Origin of the sequence: Aliamphritea hakodatensis, from assembly GCF_024347195.1 — a bacterium.
GTDB classification, from domain to species: domain Bacteria; phylum Pseudomonadota; class Gammaproteobacteria; order Pseudomonadales; family Balneatricaceae; genus Amphritea; species Amphritea hakodatensis.
This window is the reverse complement of the sequence record NZ_AP025281.1, coordinates 57412-77799: the sequence shown is the minus strand read 5'-3', so window position 1 is coordinate 77799 and position 20388 is coordinate 57412. Positions and strand designations below refer to the sequence as shown.

The following is a 20388-nucleotide window of genomic DNA, read 5'->3' as shown; positions in this document are numbered from 1 at the left end:
CCATGACACAAGGGTTAGCCATGCAGCCGGTAACCTCGCTGAAAGGCGTGGGCGCGGCACTTCAGGAAAAGCTTGCCAAGCTGGATATCCTGACCCTGCAGGACCTATTGTTCCACCTGCCAATGCGCTATCAGAACCGCACCCGGATTATGCCGGTCGGTTCCCTGCGCCCCGGTGATGAAGGGGTCATTGAAGGGGATATCAAAGGGGCGGACATCGTCATGGGGCGCCGCCGCAGCCTGGTGTGCCGCCTGCAGGACGGCACCGGCACCATTACCCTGCGCTTTTTCCATTTCAGCGCCGCCCAGAAAAACAATCTGAAGGTGGGCAGCCGCTTACGCTGTTTCGGCGAAATCCGCACCGGTGCCAGCGGGCTGGAAATGTATCATCCGGAATACCGTAAAGTAGACGACAGCGTGCTGACCCCGGTTGAAGAAGCCCTGACACCCATTTATCCGACCACCGAAGGGCTCAATCAGGCGCGCTTTCGCAGCCTCACAGAAAACGCCCTGCTGGCGCTGGAGAGCGGCACCCTGAATGAACTCCTGCCGGAAGACATTCTGCACCGCTGGCGTTTACCGCCGCTCAACGAATCCGTTCGCTACCTGCACCGCCCGCCGGTGGATGCCGATACCGAAGCGCTTGCAGAAGGCACGCATCCGGCACAGCGCCGGCTGGCCTTCGAAGAATTGCTGGCGCATCATTTGTCGCTGCAAAAACTGCGACAGAAAACCCGCCAGAAGGGCGCGCCGCAGATGCCCCTTAACAGCCCCTATATTCAACAGTTTCTGGATCAGTTGCCGTTTCCGCTGACCGGCGCTCAGCAAAGGGTTGGTAACGAAATTGCTGCCAACCTTGCTGAGCCCTTCCCTATGCTGCGTCTGGTGCAGGGTGATGTGGGCTCAGGAAAAACCGTGGTAGCCGCACTGGCGGCTCTGCAAGCCGTTGGTGGCGGTTATCAGGCAGCCATTATGGCGCCAACCGAAATACTGGCCGAACAGCACTTCAATAATTTCAGCCAGTGGCTGGAACCGCTGGGCTTAAATGTCGCCTGGCTGGCGGGCAAGCTGAAAGGCAAAAAGCGCGATACTCAGATGGCCGCCATCAGCAGCGGCGACGCGCAGGTCGTGGTCGGTACCCACGCCCTGTTTCAGGACGATGTCACCTTTGCCAACCTCGGTCTTGTGGTGGTGGATGAACAGCACCGCTTTGGCGTCCACCAGCGCCTGGCCTTGCGGGAAAAGGGCCGTACCGATTCCCGCGCACCCCACCAACTGATCATGACCGCCACGCCGATTCCCCGTACCCTGACCATGAGTGCCTACGCGGATCTGGACTGTTCGATCATTGATGAACTGCCGCCAGGCCGGACGCCGGTTAATACCGTGGTCATTTCAGATCAGCGCCGCCCGGAAGTCGTCCAGCGGGTGAAAGAAGCCTGCGAACAGGGCAGGCAGGTGTACTGGGTCTGCACCCTGATTGAAGAATCCGAAGCCCTGCAGTGTCAGGCGGCGGAAGTCACCGCAGAAGAATTACAGACCGCGCTGCCGGGCCTGCGTATCGGGCTGGTCCACGGCCGGATGAAGCCGGCAGAAAAAGCTGAAGTTATGGCCCGCTTTAAAGCCGCCGAGCTGGACTTACTGGTGGCCACCACGGTCATCGAAGTGGGCGTAGACGTTCCTAATGCCAGCGTGATGATCATCGAGAACCCGGAACGGCTCGGTTTATCCCAGTTACACCAGCTGCGTGGCCGGGTAGGGCGGGGATCAGTCGAGAGTTTCTGCCTGTTGATGTATCATGCGCCTTTGTCACAGCACGGCCGGGAAAGGTTAGCGGTCATGCGGGAAACCACCGACGGTTTCCGTATTGCTGAAAAAGACCTTGAGCTGCGCGGCCCCGGTGAAGTCCTGGGCACCCGGCAAACCGGCATGATGGCGTTTAAAGTCGCCGATCTGCAACGTGACAGTGATTTACTGACCCGGGTAAAACAGGTCGCCGGACAACTGAATATTAACAACGGTCAGCATGACGCCATTATTCAGCGTTGGTTGGGCAGGGATGAACAGTACGCCAACGTCTGAAGATGCTCTGCTGCAAATAAGTACATAACGCTATGACAATACCACCCTGCCGATTCTCCATTGCCGCCAGCGATGCCCCCATTGAGCTGTTGCCCCGGGACCTCAGCGCCTACCGGGAAGGTAATTGCGGGGTGGACTACGTTCACTGCCTGGACTCCGGCATCCCCGGCCCGAGCATTACCGTTGTCGCCCTGAATCACGGCAACGAACTGTGTGGTGCCAATGCCCTCTGCTACCTGCTGGATAACGGCATCATGCCGGTAAAAGGCGATCTGACACTGGTGTTTGCCAACATTGAGGCGTATCAGACCTTTGACCCGCAACGCCCCTTTGCCAGCCGCTGTCAGCAGGAAGATATGAACCGGCTTTGGAATGCCTCACGGCTAATACGCCCGGACAGCCCTGACTGCCAGCGGGCCGCTGAAATCGAAGCATTCATTGCTAACGCCGACCATCTGCTGGACCTGCATTCCACCACCCATCCGGTGTGCCCCATGCTGATTTACCCGGATACTCAAACCAATCATGACTTCGGCAATGCTCTGGAATATCCATTCCCCAAACTGTATTACCGCCCTGAGGTTTACCACAACGGCCTGCTGATAAACTACCACCAGCAACTGCATCCCGATGCGATTTCAGTGGTGGCCGAATGCGGTCAGCATTTCTCAAAGGCTGCCACTGCACAGGCGATCAGCACCACCCTGCGATTTATCCGCCAGTTTGATATGCTGGACCCGGCACTGGAGTTACCCGAATACGGCTATGACAACAGCCCCCACGCCGGCGAATACCGGATTCATCAGGTGCTGAATGCCACGTCTGATCACTTTAGCTTTACCGACAGCGTGCTGGGTTTCGAACGTTACGGGCAGGGCCAGACCTTTGCCCATGATGCCGGTAATGACCTGCAGGCCCCCTTCGATAACTGCACCCTGATCATGCCGGCCCGGGTACCGGTGATGGACGAAGAAGCCGTAACCCTGGCTGAATTCGTCGCCTGACAGCCCTAAGCCTTAGCCAACGCCACAGGATTCTTATTTGTGACTATTTCTCCACAGCAACTTGAACTCATCACCCGCCAGCTGGGCCGTGAACCCCGCGGGCTGGCAGCCATTGCCTGGCAATCTGAACAGGGTATTCCGGCGGTGCTGCAAATGCGTTCGCTGGTTGATGATCAGCCATTCCCAACTCTCTACTGGCTGTCATCCCGTGATATTTATCAGGCCATTGCCGAAATCGAAACTGCCGGCTGGGTCAAGCTGATCGAGCAGGAAATCAGTACTGACGAAACCCTGAAACAGGCCCACTGGCAGGATCAGGAGCGCTATGTGGCCCGCCGCTGGGCACTGATGCATGACGAAGACAAACAACGCATTGAAGCGCTGGGCTTCACAGATCTGTTCCACAGTTACGGCATTGGCGGCATCCGCCACTGGGATAAAGTTCGCTGCCTGCACATGCAGTATGCTTACCACCTTGCCATGAGCGCAGAAGGGGGCACCACCATCGGCCGTCGCCTGGATGCGGAATTCGCCCTTAATGAAATGACCATCAGCCTGTAGGCCCTTCCTATGAACCGCCGTAAGAAAATCAACGATACCCTGAAGAAAAAAGCCAAAAAGGCGAAAGCACACCTGAAAGTATCCAACAAACCCCGTTACATTTCTAAAGCCGAACGGGAAAAACTGTCTGAAAATCATACAGATACTGAAGCAGAGGGTCAGTCAGAACCCACAGAAACATCATAAATTTCAGGCAAAAAAAAGGGCTGCCAGTGGCAGCCCTAAAGGAGTCTCGTTACGACCAATCACGGTCCCGAAAAATTTAAACGAGTGCTATAAACGGTGTGGCTTATCTCAAGCCGGCTTTACTGTTTAGTGCATTTAAGCTCATCAATTCCAAACAATAAAACACTGAAGTCTGTGTGTTGAATACGGCTTGCTCAGCAACGTAAGATCCTTATCTGTTTACGACAAATCCCGGCGTTTACGACTAAACCATTAGTAATTCCGCGCATTAGGATGTGGATCATCTTCAACGTGATGCTTATACTAAAGTCTCTTCAGATTAATAACAAACGACAGTTTTTCAGCAAAATGGTGAAATAAACTCACCAATTGAGGTGCCTATCCGACGCTTACCCCCACTCAACGCCCTGCGCAGTTTTGAAGCGGCCGCCCGTCTGGGGAGTTTTATCAAGGCTGCCGAAGAGTTGTTTGTTACCCCGTCAGCCGTCAGCCATCAGGTTAAATCGCTGGAAGACTTCCTCGGCTTGAAGCTGTTTCACCGGGAAAAGCGTCAGGTACATATCACCATTGCCGGCGAAAAGTATCTGGTGGCCGTGCAGCATGCTTTGGATGAGCTGGACAGCGCCACCCGCCGGCTGATGTCTGCCCCGAATACCAGTTCGGTTACCTTTGAAGCACCGCCGGCCTTCCTGAACCGCTGGTTGATGCCGAAAATCAAAGACTTCCAGACCCGTCACCCGGAAGTGGAACTGCGCCTGAGTGCAGCCATCGGCACCTCCCGGGTCGATTTCGATCATAATGATCTGGACATGGCAGTGTTCTTTGGTGAAAAAGCCCCGGACGGCGTAACCTCCTATCTGGTGCACCGCTCTCACATCGTACCCGTGTGCAGCCCGCGGATGCTGGATGACCACGAAGCTATCAGCAGCATGCATGATCTGATCAACTGGCCCCTGATCCACGTCAGCAGCCGTAAAGACGAATGGCCAAAAATGATGCAGCAGGCCGGGGTCAGCATGACCGGGCTGGAAAAAGGCCTGTCATTCTCCAGTACTCAGCTGGCCTTAGGCGCAGCACTGGAAGGGCTGGGGGTAGCGCTTTCGGACCGTGGTCTGGTTGCCCGGGAATTGCAGTACGACCAGTTGATTATTCCGGTGGATCTGGAACTGATCACCGGTAAGGCCTTCTACCTGATTTACCCGGATGACCTGCAGCTGACCTACGGCATGCGGGTCTTCCGCGACTGGCTGCTGGAAGTGATGGGGCTGGCCAATCCAACCGGAGAATAGCCTGAAACCCCTGTGACACCCCTCATTTATCATTGTTTTTTGCTGCCCTGCGGCCGGTTTCTGAACCGGTCCGAAAACTGACCCGCAAAAACTTGATCCACCGCAGCGTAATGAGAACCATTGCTCTTTTATACTGCCGCATAACACTCTTCCCTAACCTTCCTGAGGTGACGTTATGCTCCGCCACATCCTGTTCCGCTCCTGTCTGGCATTGTCTGTCGCGCTTTCTGCCAGCGCAGCAATGGCAGAGCAACAAGCGCATCAGATCCATATGATGCACCAGACGTCCCATGTAGAAGTAGAAGACATCACCAGGATGTTCCGCTTTGAGCCGGATTATCTGGTGATTCAGCCGGGGGATACAGTCCGTTTCAGCGGTACCGTCGGGGAACACACCATTACGTCGGTGTCCCGCATGCTGCCCGAAGGCGCGAAAGCCATCGAGATAAATTCAACCCCCAGCAAAGACATACGCTTCGATATTCCCGGCGTCTACGGCCTTAAGTGCCGGGTTCATAACCGCTACGGGATGGTGGCCTTACTGGTTGTTGGCAGCCCGGAAAACAACCTTGAAGAAGCCCGCACTTTCCGCCTGAAGCGCTTTGGTAAGAAACGCATGACCGAATTGCTCGATCAGGCAGCAGAAGAATTTTCACTGGCGCAATAAAACCGCTTGACCTCAACTTAGGTTGAGGTTTTATTCTCCCGCGACTTTCAATTTACTGATCCGCAAGCCAAGATCAGTATATCGTTTTAACGTTCGGGAGAGCGGCTTAATGGCCAATAGCAGCGCCACTGACAAAACCTTTACAGACAAACCCGGTAAAGCCGAAATCCACGCGGAACGTCAGCGTGGCTGGCGGACCCTGCGCCGGGTGTCGCCATTCCTCTGGCCCGCCGACCAGCCCTGGGTAAAGCGCCGGGTTGTCCTGTCACTGTTACTGTTGTTGACCGCTAAGCTGATCATTGTCGGCACCCCCTTCCTGTACAAAAACGCCGTGGATGCCATGGCAGGCGAGAGCAGCGACCCCGGCTGGCTGCTGGCCGTGGGGACCACAGGTCTGGTCATTGCCTTCGGCATGGCCCGCCTGATGAGCGTGCTGTTTGAAGAATTACGTAACGTTGTTTTCGCCCGGGTAGGCCAGCGGGCGCTGCGGGTACTCGCCCGGGAAACCATCAGCCATGTACACCGGTTATCCCTTCGCTATCACATCAGCCGTAAAACCGGCAGCCTCAACCGGGTCATTGAGCGGGGGGTTAAAGGGGTCGATTTCCTGCTGCGCTTTATCCTCTTTAACATCGGCCCGCTGGTGCTGGAACTGCTGCTGATCTCCCTGATTCTGATCTTTGTCTTTGATGTCTGGTACCTGGCAGTGGTGGTCTGCATTGTCACCCTGTATGTCGCGTTCACCACCAAGGTCACCGAATGGCGGGTCAGAATTCGCCGGGAGATGAATGATCAGGACAAAGACGCCAACCAGAAAGCCATCGACAGCCTGCTGAACTTTGAAACCGTTAAGTATTTTGGTGCTGAGCAGCGCGAAGCAGACCGCTACGACAACGCGATGGCTGGCTATGAAAACGCTTCCCTTCGCACCATCAGTTCGCTGGGCATGCTTAACGCCGGCCAGTCCGTCATTCTGAATACCGGCCTGGTGCTGGCCCTGTTACTGGCCGCCCGGGACGTCATGAGTGGCGAGCTGACGGTCGGGGGTTTTGTCATGGTCAACGCCTACATGATGCAGGTAATGATGCCGCTGAATTATCTGGGCTACGTCTACCGGGAAATCCGTCAGTCACTGGTGGATATGGGCGAAATGTTCGACCTGCTGGGTCAGCCGGCGGAGATCACTGACAAACCGGACGCCCCGGACCTGCAGGTGCAGGGCGGCCGGATTCAGCTGGATAACGTCCATTTCAGCTATGAGCCGGACCGGCCTATCCTGCAGGGCATCAGCCTGACACTGGAAGCCGGCCAGACACTGGCCATCGTCGGCCCGTCCGGTTCCGGAAAATCCACCATCGGCAGGCTGCTATTCCGTTTCTATGATGTGGAGAAGGGCGCGCTGATGATTGATGGTCAGGATGTCCGTGATGTCACGCAGGACAGTCTTCACAGCCGCATTGGTGTAGTGCCGCAGGATACCGTTCTGTTTAACGATACCATCTACTACAACATTGCCTACGGCCGTCCGGATGCCAGCCGGGAAGACATTATCGCCGCCGCCAAAGCCGCCCGGATTCACGACTTTGTCAGTGCGCTGCCCAACGGCTATGACACCACAGTCGGTGAGCGGGGCCTGAAACTGTCCGGCGGTGAAAAACAGCGGGTCGGCATCGCCCGGACCCTGCTGAAAAACCCGCCGATTCTGCTGCTTGACGAAGCCACCTCGGCGCTGGACAGCCAGACCGAACGGGATATTCAGGAAAGCCTTAAGGCGATGGGGCAGGGCCGCAGCGTGATGACCATTGCCCACCGCTTATCCACCGTGGTGGATGCCGATCAGATTCTGGTCCTGCAGCAGGGTAAAATCGCCGAGCGCGGCACCCACAGCGAACTGCTGCAGCAGGCAGGGCTGTACGCACAGATGTGGCAGCACCAGTTAGATACTCCCGGCGTATCACTGCCGGCCAGCAACCTTTCAGTCAACAGGAACCGTGACGATGTCTGAGTCTTCTCCCCACACCCCGGCAGCGGAAGCACGCTGGTCCGAACTGCTTAGCGGCCGCAACGGTGTTCTGTCGCTGGCCCTGACCGGCGGCATGTGCCTGCACGCAGTGAATACCTATATTTCCACCACCATGCTGCCTTCGATCGTCGCGGACATCGGTGGCCAGCACCTGTACGCCTGGAACACCACACTGTTTATGCTGGCGGCGATTCTCAGCGCGGCTGTCAGTGGCAAGCTTCTCAGCCAGGCCGGCCCGAAAAAAGCCTACGCGATTGGCGGCGTTATCTTTCTGGCGGGCAGTCTGATTGCGGCGGCAGCGCCGGATATGACTGTCATGCTGCTGGGCCGGACGGTGCAGGGGGCCGGCGGCGGTCTGCTGTTCAGCTTCTGCTACGGCATGATCATGCTGGTGTTTGAAGAACGCCTCTGGCCCCGGGCCATGGCTTTGCTGTCAGGCGTCTACGGCGTTGCTCTGCTGATCGGCCCGGCCATTGGCGGTATCTTTGCAGAACTGCTCACCTGGCGGCTGGGATTTGCCATTCTGGCACCGGTCACTCTGCTGTATCTGTTACTCACCAGCCTGATGCTGCCGGCCAGACAGGCTCAAAACAGCACCACCCGGGTACCCCTGCGGCAATTACTGCTGTTAGCGGTGGCGGTACTGGTATTGTCACTGGCCGGCACCCGACCGGAGCTGCTGATCAATCTGGGCGGTATCGCCATGGCGGTTATCTGTATCCTGCTGCTGGCAAAACTGGAAGCCCGCAGCACCGCCAGGCTGTTTCCCCGGGGTACCTTTCAGCTGGGATCGCCGCTGTCCCTGACGCTGCTGCTGTTAGCCCTGCTGATATTCTGCGTGGCCAGCGAGATCTACATTCCCTTCTACCTGCAGGTACTGCACGGCCAGACACCCCTGCTGGCCGGCTACGTAGCCGCCATGATGTCGGTAGGCTGGGTGGTGTCTGAAATCCTCAGTGCGCGCTTCTCAGGGGCTGCTATGCGCAGAACCGTTCGCTTTGGCCCCTATATGATTCTGTTCGGCATGCTCGGGCTGGTATTAACAGTACCGGCCTTTACACATACCGATACCCTGATGATCGCCCTGATCAGCCTGGCACTGATTGCAGTGGGTGCCGGCGTGGGCATTGGCTGGCCACACCTATCGACCTTTGCCCTGAAATTCAGCCCGGCAGAAGATGCGGATATCGCCGGCTCGGCCTTATCCACCGTCCAGCAGTTTGCCATCGCATTCGGGGCCGCGCTGGCCGGTATTGTGGTAAACCTGGCGGGCTTTAACGACCCGGGACAAACCGCCGTGGCCGATTCCGCCTATTGGCTGTATCTGTGTTTTGCCGGAGTCGCCCTCTTTGCTATGCTGATCGCCGCCCGCTTCAGCCGGTACCTGTCCGGGCAGGGCAGCGGCCCGGAAACCGGTGCCGATTTCCAGACCACATAAAAAAAACGGAGGCCTGAGCCTCCGTTTTTCTGCTGGGCAATGCTTATTGCCCGGCGATGGTCTTTTCCAGATTATCGATCCGCTGCGAATTCGACGGATGGCTGCTCAGAAAACCGCCGCCACTGCCGTATTTGGCCTGCAGGGTTTCAATTGAGCGGGTCATCGCTTCAGGGTCTTTGTTCCGTGAACGGAGAAATTTAACCGCATAACGGTCGGCTTCCAGTTCATCCTGCTGGGAGAAGCGGGCATTGATCGCCTTATAGGCCAGACCGCCCAGCTGTGAAGATGTCAGCGCGCCAATGTCACCGCCGGCAGACGCGGCCGCCTGAAAGGCGGTATTAGTCAGTAACTGACTGCGCATCTGGTTATAGCTGTGTTTCAGCTTCACGTGGCCAATTTCATGGCCGATAACCGCCAGCACCTGATCATCCGGCATGGCATCCAGCAAGCCCGAATGCACCCGTACGGTACCGTCCGGCATGGCAAAGGCATTGACGCTTTTATCCAGATACACCTTAAAGTTCAGGTTCAGGCCGTCGGCATTTTCCAGGCCGCGGACAAGCCGCTGCAAACGGGCGTCATACTGACTGCCCGGGGCGGCCACCTTGTTCTTCTTATCCAGTTCTTTAGCGGATAAGGACGCGGTTTTAACCACCTGTTTTTCGTCCAGCGTAGCGGCCTGCAGGACACCTGCACCCACCATCATCGCGCTGGCCATCGTCAGTTCGCTATCTTTCACACAGCCGGTCAGCGCCAGCGATAAACCGACTGCCGCAGCAGCCCGGGCTAACTTTTTCATGATTTCTTTCCATTGCACACAGACATCTGCACAAGTGTACCAGATGCCTGCTTAACCGAAACGTGCCTCAGATAACACCCAGCTCTTTAAGCCGCTCGGTCAGATAGCTGTCGGCGGTGTAGCGTTCAGACAGGATAACTTCCGGTTTAGGATGCAGGAACAGCGGCAGGGAAATCCGTGAGCGCTGCATGTTGGCACCTTCAGGGTTTATCACCCGGTGGGTCGTAGACGGGAAATAATGCCCGGAAGCTTCCTGCAGCATATCGCCGATATTAATGATCAGGTTACCGAACTCACAGGGCACATCCAGCCAGCTGCCATCTTTGGCTTGCACCTGCAGCCCCGGCTCATTCGCCGCCGGCAAGATGGTAATAAGGTTAATATCTTCGTGGGCTGCAGCACGGATTGCATCCGCTTCTTCATCACCCTGCAGTGGCGGATAATGCAGTACCCGCAGCAGGGTAGACTGGCTGCCTTCAATCATAGACGTCAGTGGCTGGCTGTAACCGGCCGCCACTTCACCCGGGCTGTGTTTTTCAATCCAGCTCAGCAGTTCACCGGCCAGACTGTTGGCTTCACGGTAATACTGGCTGATCTCAGCATGCAGCTCATCCGGGCACTGACCCCACGGGTAGTAGTGGTAGTACTCTTTGATGTCTTTAACTTTATGATCTTTCGCCACTTCCGATACGCTGGCCGGGAAGAAGCCGTCCTGCGTGCCCTTGTTAAACAGGAAGTTTTCTTTGCTGTCACCGTCAAAGAAGGTCTGCCAGTTCTCGTAAATCGACGTGACCAGTTCCTGACGGACAGGGTGGTTCTTCAGTACCCCAAAACCGGTTTCCCGGAGGGATTCAACAAATTCCTGCTGAGCATTTTCAGCGGTGTAATCAATTGCAGTCAGGGTGGTCATTATTTACTCCAAAAATCACTGGTCATTGCATCACGAAATAGCGCCACCAGACGCTGATCATCGACACCCATGCAGGCTTTCTGCTTCGGCCGGTCCTGCCAGAACGGCAGTGGATAGGGAATGCCGAAACGGCTCATAATAGTCTGGCCGATCGCCACACCGTCGGTTGCGACGCAGACTTCACCGCTTTCCACAGTAAAGATATCCGGATCAACCACATAGGCCACCGCAGAGACATCGTGACCATAGCAGCCGTCGATGTCCCGCACCGAGCTGTAAAAACTGATATAGAACTGCGCCGCCTGATGCATAAACGCACCGACTTTCGGGTTCTCATCGCGGATCTGGTTAAACAGCGCATTGCTCAGCACCACCTGATGGGTCACATCCAGCCCGACAATCACCACTTCCCAGCTGGCTTCCATCACTTTATCTGCCGCATGGGGATCGGACAGAATGTTCGCTTCTGCCACCGGAGATACATTACCATCAGCGGCGATAACACCGCCCATGATCACCACCCGCTTAACCTTTTCGGCAATCTGCGGTTCCAGCTTCAGGGCCGTGGCCAGGTTACCCAGCGGGCCGACCGCCACCAGTGTTACTTCACCGGGCTGCGCCATCACCTGTTCAACAATGAATTCTGCAGCACTCTGGCTCACCGGCGTACCTTTCGGGGCCGGCAGGTTGATGTTGCCAAAACCGTCTTTACCGTGGACAAAGTCCGGGAAATCACTCAGGGGTTTAACCCATGGCGTCGCCACACCTTTGGCGACCGGGACGTCTACACCGGCCATTTCCACCAGCTGCAGCGCATTGGTTGTCGCCTGTTCAACGGACACATTGCCGAAGGTTGTGGTCAGGCCCAGCAGTTCAATTTCAGGATGGGCAAAGGCGGTGAATATCGCCATTGCATCATCAATACCCGGATCCGTATCCAGAATAATTTTATGTGTCATTTTATTGTCTCGCTCGCAGCGCAAACCGGCCTGAAAACAGGCCGGTATTTATATTTCAATGTCTTACAGAAGGGGCCTCAGAGCTGATCAACGTCCGCTCTGTCGGGAATGCTGACCGAGGCACCGACTTTCTGTACCGCCAGAGAGGAAGCCTTGCAGCCCAGCTCCAGCGCAGTTTTCGGGGACGCCTGCTGACACAGTGCGGCCAGCAGGTATCCCAGGAATGTATCCCCTGCAGCAGTGGTATCCACCGCTTCAACCCGCAGGGCGGGCACAAATATCTCTGTATCGGCATCCACCCACAGCGCACCCTTCGCGCCAAAGGTCACCACCACCCGGGTGGCCGGCAAACGTTCGCGCAACGCAGCGACCAACCGATCCTGGTCCAGCCCGTCACAGTCTAATAGTTGTTGCACTTCAATTTCGTTGACCACCAGCAAGGACAGCTCATGTAAGGGTAACGCCCGCACCGAATCATCCATCGGTGACGGGTTAAACGCCACCTGCATGCCTTTTGCCGCGGCGGTGCTGATCATCGCTGCAGTGCAGCTGCATTCGTTTTGCAGCAGCAGCCAGTCGCCGGCAGCCGCGCCATCCAGCAAAGCGCTCAGCTCGTCCGCCCGGAAGCTGTGATTAGCACCGGCGAACAGAATGATTGCGTTTTCTGCCTGAGCATCCACCTGAATAATGGCATGGCCGCTCGGTGTATCCACCGCGGCAACCCGGCTGCAATCCACCCCGGCGTCCTGCAGCTGTTCCTGTACCCAGCTGTCCGCTTTGCCGTAGCGGCCGATATGCAATACCGGCACCCCGGCTTTCGCCGCCGCAATGGACTGGTTGGCCCCTTTGCCTCCCAGTACCTGACGGTATTCTGTACTGGCCAGGGTTTCCCCCGGCGCTACCAGATGTGGCATCTGGTAGATATGATCAACGTTGATTGACCCGTAACTGAAAATACGTGTACTCATCTGCAATCCCTCAGCGTTCCTTGTTATACGGAATACCGATGGCTTTCGGCGCAATCGCTTTGCCGATAAAGCCAGCCAGCAGAATCACCGTCAGCACGTAAGGCAGCGCCTGCATCAGCTGTACCGGCACTTCACCGATCACCGGCAACTGTACGCCCTGCAGCCGTACAGACAGCGCCTCCAGAAAGCCAAACAGCAAGCAGGCAAACAGCGCCGCTTTGGGATGCCACTTACCGAAGATCAGCGCCGCCAGAGCGATATAACCCTTACCGGCAGACATGTCTTTCAGGAAGGCCGCGTTTTGCGCCGTCGACAGGTATGTCCCGGCAATGCCACACAGCAGCCCGGCACACATCACTGCCCGGTAGCGTAACCACGCCACCGAAATACCGGCGGTATCCACTGCCTGTGGGTTTTCACCCACCGCCCGCAAACGGAGGCCGAAACGGCTGCGGAAAATCACCCACCAGGTCAGCGGCACCGCTAACAGTGCGATGTATACCAGCAGGTTATGACCGCTCAGTAATTCACTGTAAATCGCACCGATCACCGGCACGTCCGCCACGGCAGCCGCGCCCGGAAACTCTAGCGCCGCAAAACGGGCATCGCCGCTCAGCTGTGGCGTCTGGCCACCCTGCGCAAACCAGGCAATCCCCAGCGTCACGGTCAGGCCGGAGGCCAGAATGTTAATCGCCAGACCACTGACCACCTGATTACCCCGGTGGGTAATACAGGCAAAGCCGTGCAGCAGCGCCATGCCCACCGATACGATGATGGCACAGCCAAGCCCAAGCCAGGCGGAACCGGTCACTGCGGCGGTCGCTGCCGCGGCAAACGCGCCGGCCAGCATCTTGCCTTCAAGGCCAATATCCACAATACCTGAACGTTCAGAAAAGACCCCGGCCATGGCGCAGAGAATCAGAGGCGTGGATACCCGGATGGTTGAGTCCAGAATCGACACCAGCATCAGTAATACATCATTCATGACTGTGCCTCCTCTGCCAGATTATCCCGACGGGCTGCTTTACTCAGGGTATAGCGCAGGAACAGTTTTTCCAGTGTCGGCTTAAGCATGTAAGCGAGCGCACCGCAGAACAGAATCACCAGACCCTGAATGACCACCACCAGATCACGGGTAATGGTCGAGATCTCAAATGACAGTTCCGCACCGCCCTGATACAGGGCACCAAATAAGATACTGGCGGCGATAATGCCCAGCGGATGATTGCGTCCCATCAGAGACACCGCAATCCCGGTAAAACCGGCACCGGCCACGAATTCCAGCAACACCCGCTGCTGCGCACCCATCACCTCATTAATGCCCACCATGGCCGCCAGTGCACCGGAAATACACATGCTGATCACAATGGTACGGCGGGTATTAATCCCGCTGTAGACGGCGGCTTTTTCGTTAAAACCGATCATCCGGATGGCGTAACCCCAGCGGGTGTGCCAGATCAGCAACCACACCAGCACACAGGCCAGCAGCGCCAGGATCAGGGAGACATTCAGCGGGCTCTGTTCGATCTCAATACCGAAGGCTGCAAACACCTGATACATGTAGGGCAGGGTGGCACCTTCCGCCAGGCTGCGGGTTTGCGGCGACATGCTGCCCGGTTCAATCAGTACGTTTACCAGCAGATAGACCATCAGTGCGGACGCAATGAAGTTAAACATGATGGTGGTAATTACAATGTGGCTGCCCCGGTACGCCTGCAGATACGCAGGGATATAAGCCCAGGCCGCACCAAATAATGCCCCGGCGACAATCGCAAACGGCAGCAGTGCCCACCAGGGAAGCCAGCTGTCGAGCATCAGGCAGATCAGCCCCACGCCCAGACCGCCTAAATAGGCCTGACCTTCACCGCCGATGTTAAACAGCCCGGCATGAAAGGCCACCGCTACGGCTAAGCCGGTAAAGATAAAGTTAGTAGCGTAATACAGGGTATAGCCAATCCCTTCGCCATAGCCAAACGCGCCGAACAGCATAACCTGTACGGCTTCCAGCGGGCTTTCGCCGATCAGCATGATGACGCCGGCAGAGACGATAAATGCCAGACAGATATTGATCAGCGGAATCAGGCCGATATCAATCCAGGCGGGCAGGGTACGGTTACTCATCAGGCATTTCCTCCTGCTTCGCTGGCGTTACCCATCATCAGACCCAGGGTTTTGGCATCCGCGTCGCTGGCGGCAATTTCACCGACAATCCGCCCTTCGAACATCACCAGAATACGGTCACACAGAGACATAACTTCCTCAAGTTCCACCGATACAACCAGTACAGCACTGCCGGCATCCCGTAACTTAACAATTTGCTGGTGAATAAACTCGATCGCACCGATATCCACCCCACGGGTTGGCTGGCCAACCAGCAGTACTTTTGGCTGGCGTTCCATTTCCCGGGCAATACACAGTTTCTGCTGATTACCGCCAGAGAAGTTAGCCGATTTCAGGTCCGGATTGCCCGGACGCACATCAAATTCGTCCATCAGTTGCTGACAGTGGCGGGTAATAGCAGCGCCGTCGGTCAGCAGGCCACGGTTGAATTCCGGTTCATCCTGAAAGCCCATAATGGCAGACTCCCGGGCACTGAACGCAGTCACCATGCCCAGCCGGTGACGGTCTTCCGCCACATGGCCAACACTCAGGTGACGCAGGTCTTTGGCGTCCAGCACATTCGCCGCATCAATCAGGGTACCGTTGACGTTCAGCTTGCCGTCTTCAACCGGGCGAATGCCGCTGAGCACGTCCAGCAACTCGGTCTGGCCATTACCGGATACCCCGGCAATGCCCACGATTTCGCCGGCCCGCAGCTGCAGGCTGACATCATCCAGACGGGCAACTGCATCGGCGTCCCGCACGGTCAGGTTATCCGCCTTTAACAGCACGTCGCCCGGCTGTGCCGCTGCTTTATCCACGTGCAGCAGAACTTTACGGCCCACCATCAGCTCGGCCAGTTCTTCTTTATTTGTATCCGCCGTCACCCGGTCTGCGACCATGGTGCCGGCACGCATCACTGATACATGATCAGTGATGGCCAGAATTTCCTGTAACTTATGGGTAATCAGCATCACGCTGACCCCACGGCTGCGCAGGGTGTCGAGGATACTGAACAGCTGATCGGCTTCCTGAGGTGTCAGCACCCCGGTTGGCTCATCCAGAATCAGAATATCCGCACCGCGGTACAGCGCTTTGAGAATTTCCACCCGTTGCTGCAAACCTACCGGCAGCTCGCCGGTCATGGCATCAGGGTCGACCGCCAGGCCATACTCCTCTGACAGCCGCTGCAACTCTTTACGGGCATCAACCATACTGTGACGCAATGAACTGCTGGCTTCCGCCCCCAGCATCACGTTTTCCAGCACAGTAAAGGTATCCACCAGCATGAAATGCTGATGCACCATGCCGATGCCGGCATTGATGGCATCTTTAGAGGCTCGAATTTTCACCGCCTTGCCATTAATCAGTATCTCGCCACTGTCCGCTTCATAGAAGCCGTAGAGGATACTCATCAGGGTGGATTTGCCGGCGCCGTTTTCACCGATAATGCCATGCACAGTACCGCGACCGACCTGCAGGTCAACGTCGCGGTTCGCATGGACCGGCCCAAAACGTTTATTGATCTTGCGCAGATCAATAGCAGGCGGCTGGTCAGCCGCCTGTTGAGGGTTACTTATGGTCATACTGCTTCAGTCGTTTAACGCTGTAATCAGTTCATTGCCGGGCAGGTGTTATCTGCCATGTAGTCATGAACCACGATCTTACCGGCAATGATGTCAGCCTTCGCCTGTTCAACGGCAGCCTTCATTTCCGGGGTGATCAGATCTTTGTTGTGCTCATCCAGCGCCCAGTCTACACCGCCTTCAGCCAGACCCAGTACGTTGATACCCGGCTTCCAGGTACCGTCCTGTGCGGCTTTGAAAGAGTTGTAGGCAGCAATATCAACCTGCTTGGTCATTGACGTCAGCATAGTGCCCGGGTGCAGGTGGTTCTGGTTAGAATCGACACCGATGGCAAATTTACCGGCGTCTTTAGCGGCCTGGTAAACACCGGCACCGGTTGCACCGGCCGCCGCGAAAACAACGTCGGAACCGCGGTCAAACTGGCTCTTTGCCAGCTCACCACCTTTACCCGGATCGTTCCAGGCTGCAGGTGTGGTACCGGTCATGTTGCTGATGACTTCAACATTGTTTACCGCGTATTTAGCGCCCTGCACGTAACCGCAGTTAAAACGGCGAATCAGCGGAATATCCATGCCGCCCACAAAGCTGACAACTTTGCTTTCAGATTTCATTGCCGCCAGCATACCCACCAGGAAAGAGCCTTCCTGTTCTTTGAACACGACGGACTGAACGTTTGGCTGATCAACCACCATATCGATGATGGTGAAACGGGTGTCCGGGTATGCTTTAGAGGCTTTCTCAACCGCAGATGCCTGCGCGAAACCTACGCTGATGACCGGATCAGACTTACGCTGCGCCATTTTACGTACTGCCTGCTCACGCTGGGCAGGGTTAGTCACTTCAAATTCCTTGTACTTGATACCGGTTTCTTTCTTGAAACGCTCAACACCGTTGTAAACACCTTCGTTGAACGACTTATCAAACTTACCACCCATATCGAATACAACAGCTGGCTTCAGATCAGCCGCTGTTGCAGATGCGCTGATAGCAACCGCTGCAGATAGCGCAAGTAACTGAAATTTCATGGATTTATCCCCTGTAGTCATAGCTTTCTTGTTATATTTTGTGATACTTTGTGCGTCACTGGCAAACTGCCAGCCACTTCCAAAACTCATCATAAAAAAGGTTTTACCGGCAGCACCTTCCGGCGCAGATGACATCACCGGAACCGGTATGCGGACGCAGCCATTCAGCGGCCAGCTAAGCCCGAATTACCTACACCACCGATACTAATTTTTCTGCCTGGTCAAAATTTGGCAAATTAGACGAAAGGATACAGCAAACTGCCGGTCAGATTAACCGTTAGCGGCCAAATTATGACCGCTTACCGGCAATCGTACAGACAATAATAGTCCTTATTCAGGGTTTGGCCTTCGCTATCTCACGTAACCGCTTCACCACCTGCGCATTCACGGACCGTTGCGTGAAGCTGCCGTCCTCTTTTAACTGCCCGGCCTTACGGCCCATCAGCACCTCCAGACACTGGTCAACCGTTGCCACCGCATGAATACGGAACTGGCCTTCAGCAACCGCATCCACCACCTCACGCTTAAGCATCAGGTTACGGACGTTAGCCTGCGGAATAACAACGCCCTGATGGCCGTTCAGCCCGCGGGTTTTACAGACTTTAAAGAAGCCTTCAATTTTTTCGTTTACACCGCCGATTGCCTGTACTTCACCATACTGGTTAATAGACCCGGTCAGGGCAAAGTGTTGCTGAATCGGAATATGCGTCAGGGCGGAGATCAGCGTACAGATTTCTGCCAGCGAGGCACTGTCACCGTCCACATAACCGTAAGACTGTTCCAGCGCAATACTGGCAGACAGCGCCAGCGGGAAGTCCTGGGTATATTTATGCCCCAGATACCCGGACAGAATCAGCACCCCTTTGGAGTGTATCGGCTGCCCCAGGGTTACTTCACGTTCAATATCGATGATGCCCTTATTGCCCGGGTGTACCGTGGCCGTGATCCGGGCAGGGAAGCCAAAAGAGACATCCCCGACGCCTAAAACCGTCAGGCCGTTACTGCGGCCCACCGCCTCACCTGAGGTATCAATCAGCACGGTTTCATTGAGAATACTGTCGAGAATTTTCTCAGAAATACGGTTGGTGCGGCGCTCTTTAGCATCCAGCGCCAGCTCAACATGGCTGTCATTGATCAGCTCGTCTTTCTGCTGTACCCGGCGGTAATCCGCCTCGCATAACAGGTCGACCAGCTCACCCACGTGGGCGGATAACAAATCCTGATCTTCCACCAGCCGGGAACTGTGTTCCACCAGACGGGCCACCCCCTGACGGGTCAGCTGGGCCAGCCCTTCTTCATCGGCCAGAGTTTTCATCAGCCGGGCATAGTTGCGGATCGTCGCTGGCTCACGCTTAACGTCTTCGTCGAAATCCACCACCACGCGGAACATTTTCTCAAAATCGTGATCCAGTTCCTGCAACAGATAATAGGTATTTCGGGTCCCGATCAGCACCAGCTTGACGCCCAGCGGGATCGACTCCGGCGCCAGACTGACATTCCCCATGCCGGTCATTTCCGAGATCGGATTTTCAATACGGATTTCGTGCGCTTTCAGCGCCCGCTTCAGCGCCCCGTATACAAACGGCTGCTCAATCAGTTTTTCCGCTTCCAGAATCAGGTAACCGCCATTTGCCCGGTGCAGGGCGCCGGAACGGATCAGCTGAAAGTTAGTGCTGACCGATCCCATTTCACTGGCGTATTCCACCCGGCCAAACAGGTTGTCATAGGTAGGGTGGGACTCAAATACCACCGGCGCACCTTTGGTCTTCTGGTTATCCACCAGCAGGTTTACACCATAGGTCTGATCCATATACAGCCGGCGGGCTGTATCGGTACGGTTTTCATTGGGCTTTTCTTCAGCAATCAGATCGGTGGCGGTTTTCACCAGATTCTTTTCCAACTGACTGAAATAACTCATCAGGCTGTTATTGCTGTTGTACTTTTCCCGTAATGGCTGCAGCAATGGATTAATCGCTTTACGGGCGGTTTCCCGGTCCAGCACCTTCATCCGGTCACCGGCTTCACGCTTCCACTGGGGCAGGCTGGCCAGTTGCTCGTTGAGATACTCTTCCAGCTTGGATATGTTACTGGTGAACTGATCACGAACGTCTTCCGGTAACTGGGAAAACGCTGCTTCGTCCATGCCCTGACCGTCCGCTACCGGAGTAAAGCCAATCGAGCCGGCATCCCGGAAGAGGGCAATACTGTGTTCCCGGGCAAGATCATCCACTTCCTCAATGGCCTGATCATAGAGGCGGTTAAAGTCCCGCTCTACCTTACCTTTCTTACGCTGATAGGTCGGGCTTTCAAACGCGGCGGGCAGTTCGGAGAGGATACCTTCAATAAGGTGTTTAATGTCCCGCTTGAGCATCCAGGCTTTACCGGCAGCCATTTCAATCGCCAGCGGGCGGCGGGAATCATCCAGATTATTCAGGTAACACCAGTCTTTGGGTTTGGCGTTGGCTTTCTTGGCAATGGTTTTAAGGCTGTCCATCGCAAACGAAAAACGTCCGGTATGGGGGTTCCCCATCACAAAAATATTGTACCCGGGGCGGGTCATACCAATACCAAACTCCATGGCTTCAATGGCACGTTCCTGGCCAAAAAAACCGGCATAGGGCTCGAGGGTTTCCGTTGTTTTGAAAGGTAACAGCTCTGTACTGCACTGACGGTACAGCTGATCCGGTGAAAGTAACGTCTCTTTTTCCATATTGAGGCCCCTGCAAAGATTCGGGATAACCTCTTTATAACCCTGCAAAAATTCTCACGCAAGTTTACAACTGCACATTATA

At 55.9% G+C, this 20388-nt stretch carries 17 protein-coding genes; 8 read left to right on the top strand and 9 right to left on the bottom strand.

Annotated elements, in window-relative coordinates:
* The first annotated feature begins 2 nt into the window (after nucleotides 1-2).
* The 8 genes from recG (at nucleotide 3) to PCI15_RS00315 (ending at nucleotide 9249) form a co-directional block, all read left to right on the top strand.
* Nucleotides 3-2081, top strand: coding sequence for an ATP-dependent DNA helicase RecG (gene recG, locus PCI15_RS00350; RefSeq protein WP_271272385.1), 2079 nt, complete (start codon nucleotides 3-5; stop codon nucleotides 2079-2081).
* Between the two features lie 32 nt (nucleotides 2082-2113).
* A complete protein-coding gene (locus PCI15_RS00345) occupies nucleotides 2114-3085 on the top strand; it encodes a M14 family metallopeptidase (protein ID WP_271272384.1) in 972 nt (323 codons plus the stop codon).
* Nucleotides 3086-3124: 39 nt separating this feature from the next.
* Nucleotides 3125-3646 (top strand): DUF501 domain-containing protein, encoded by a 522-nt coding sequence (locus PCI15_RS00340; RefSeq protein WP_271272383.1) that lies wholly within the window; start codon nucleotides 3125-3127, stop codon nucleotides 3644-3646.
* Between the two features lie 9 nt (nucleotides 3647-3655).
* Nucleotides 3656-3832, top strand: coding sequence for a DUF2986 domain-containing protein (locus PCI15_RS00335; protein WP_336296725.1), 177 nt, complete (start codon nucleotides 3656-3658; stop codon nucleotides 3830-3832).
* 374 nt (nucleotides 3833-4206) lie between these two features.
* A complete protein-coding gene (gcvA, locus tag PCI15_RS00330) occupies nucleotides 4207-5121 on the top strand; it encodes a transcriptional regulator GcvA (RefSeq protein ID WP_271272382.1) in 915 nt (304 codons plus the stop codon).
* A 175-nt stretch (nucleotides 5122-5296) separates the two neighbouring features.
* Nucleotides 5297-5788, top strand: coding sequence for a plastocyanin/azurin family copper-binding protein (locus PCI15_RS00325; protein WP_271272381.1), 492 nt, complete (start codon nucleotides 5297-5299; stop codon nucleotides 5786-5788).
* Nucleotides 5789-5897: 109 nt separating this feature from the next.
* The gene (locus PCI15_RS00320) at nucleotides 5898-7793 is read left to right on the top strand and encodes an ABCB family ABC transporter ATP-binding protein/permease (protein ID WP_271272380.1); all 1896 of its coding nucleotides are present in this window, start codon (nucleotides 5898-5900) and stop codon (nucleotides 7791-7793) included.
* Nucleotides 7786-9249, top strand: coding sequence for an MFS transporter (locus tag PCI15_RS00315; RefSeq protein ID WP_271272379.1), 1464 nt, complete (start codon nucleotides 7786-7788; stop codon nucleotides 9247-9249). Before PCI15_RS00320 ends, PCI15_RS00315 begins: the two co-directional genes overlap by 8 nt.
* Nucleotides 9250-9292: 43 nt before the next feature.
* Here the strand turns inward: PCI15_RS00315 and PCI15_RS00310 are convergent, their stop codons facing one another.
* From PCI15_RS00310 to PCI15_RS00270, 9 genes are all read right to left on the bottom strand, one after another.
* Nucleotides 9293-10048, bottom strand: coding sequence for a M48 family metallopeptidase (locus PCI15_RS00310; RefSeq protein ID WP_271272378.1), 756 nt, complete (start codon nucleotides 10046-10048; stop codon nucleotides 9293-9295).
* 67 nt (nucleotides 10049-10115) lie between these two features.
* On the bottom strand, nucleotides 10116-10958 hold the full coding sequence (locus tag PCI15_RS00305) for a 2OG-Fe(II) oxygenase family protein (protein ID WP_271272377.1): 843 nt from the start codon (nucleotides 10956-10958) through the stop codon (nucleotides 10116-10118).
* Nucleotides 10958-11917 (bottom strand): nucleoside hydrolase, encoded by a 960-nt coding sequence (locus PCI15_RS00300; RefSeq protein WP_271272376.1) that lies wholly within the window; start codon nucleotides 11915-11917, stop codon nucleotides 10958-10960. Before PCI15_RS00300 ends, PCI15_RS00305 begins: the two co-directional genes overlap by 1 nt.
* Nucleotides 11918-11994: 77 nt before the next feature.
* The gene (locus PCI15_RS00295) at nucleotides 11995-12885 is read right to left on the bottom strand and encodes a ribokinase (protein ID WP_271272375.1); all 891 of its coding nucleotides are present in this window, start codon (nucleotides 12883-12885) and stop codon (nucleotides 11995-11997) included.
* Nucleotides 12886-12895: 10 nt separating this feature from the next.
* The gene (locus tag PCI15_RS00290; protein ID WP_271272374.1) at nucleotides 12896-13870 is read right to left on the bottom strand and encodes an ABC transporter permease; all 975 of its coding nucleotides are present in this window, start codon (nucleotides 13868-13870) and stop codon (nucleotides 12896-12898) included.
* The gene (locus PCI15_RS00285; RefSeq protein ID WP_271272373.1) at nucleotides 13867-15006 is read right to left on the bottom strand and encodes an ABC transporter permease; all 1140 of its coding nucleotides are present in this window, start codon (nucleotides 15004-15006) and stop codon (nucleotides 13867-13869) included. The genes PCI15_RS00290 and PCI15_RS00285 overlap by 4 nt, the downstream gene beginning before the upstream one ends.
* Nucleotides 15006-16571: an ABC transporter ATP-binding protein gene (locus PCI15_RS00280; RefSeq protein ID WP_271272372.1), complete on the bottom strand. Its 1566-nt coding sequence runs from the start codon at nucleotides 16569-16571 to the stop codon at nucleotides 15006-15008. The genes PCI15_RS00285 and PCI15_RS00280 overlap by 1 nt, the downstream gene beginning before the upstream one ends.
* 26 nt (nucleotides 16572-16597) lie before the next feature.
* Nucleotides 16598-17596, bottom strand: coding sequence for a BMP family lipoprotein (locus PCI15_RS00275; protein WP_271274675.1), 999 nt, complete (start codon nucleotides 17594-17596; stop codon nucleotides 16598-16600).
* A 334-nt stretch (nucleotides 17597-17930) separates the two neighbouring features.
* On the bottom strand, nucleotides 17931-20306 hold the full coding sequence (locus PCI15_RS00270) for an AAA family ATPase (protein WP_271272371.1): 2376 nt from the start codon (nucleotides 20304-20306) through the stop codon (nucleotides 17931-17933).
* Between the last annotated feature and the right edge of the window lie 82 nt (nucleotides 20307-20388).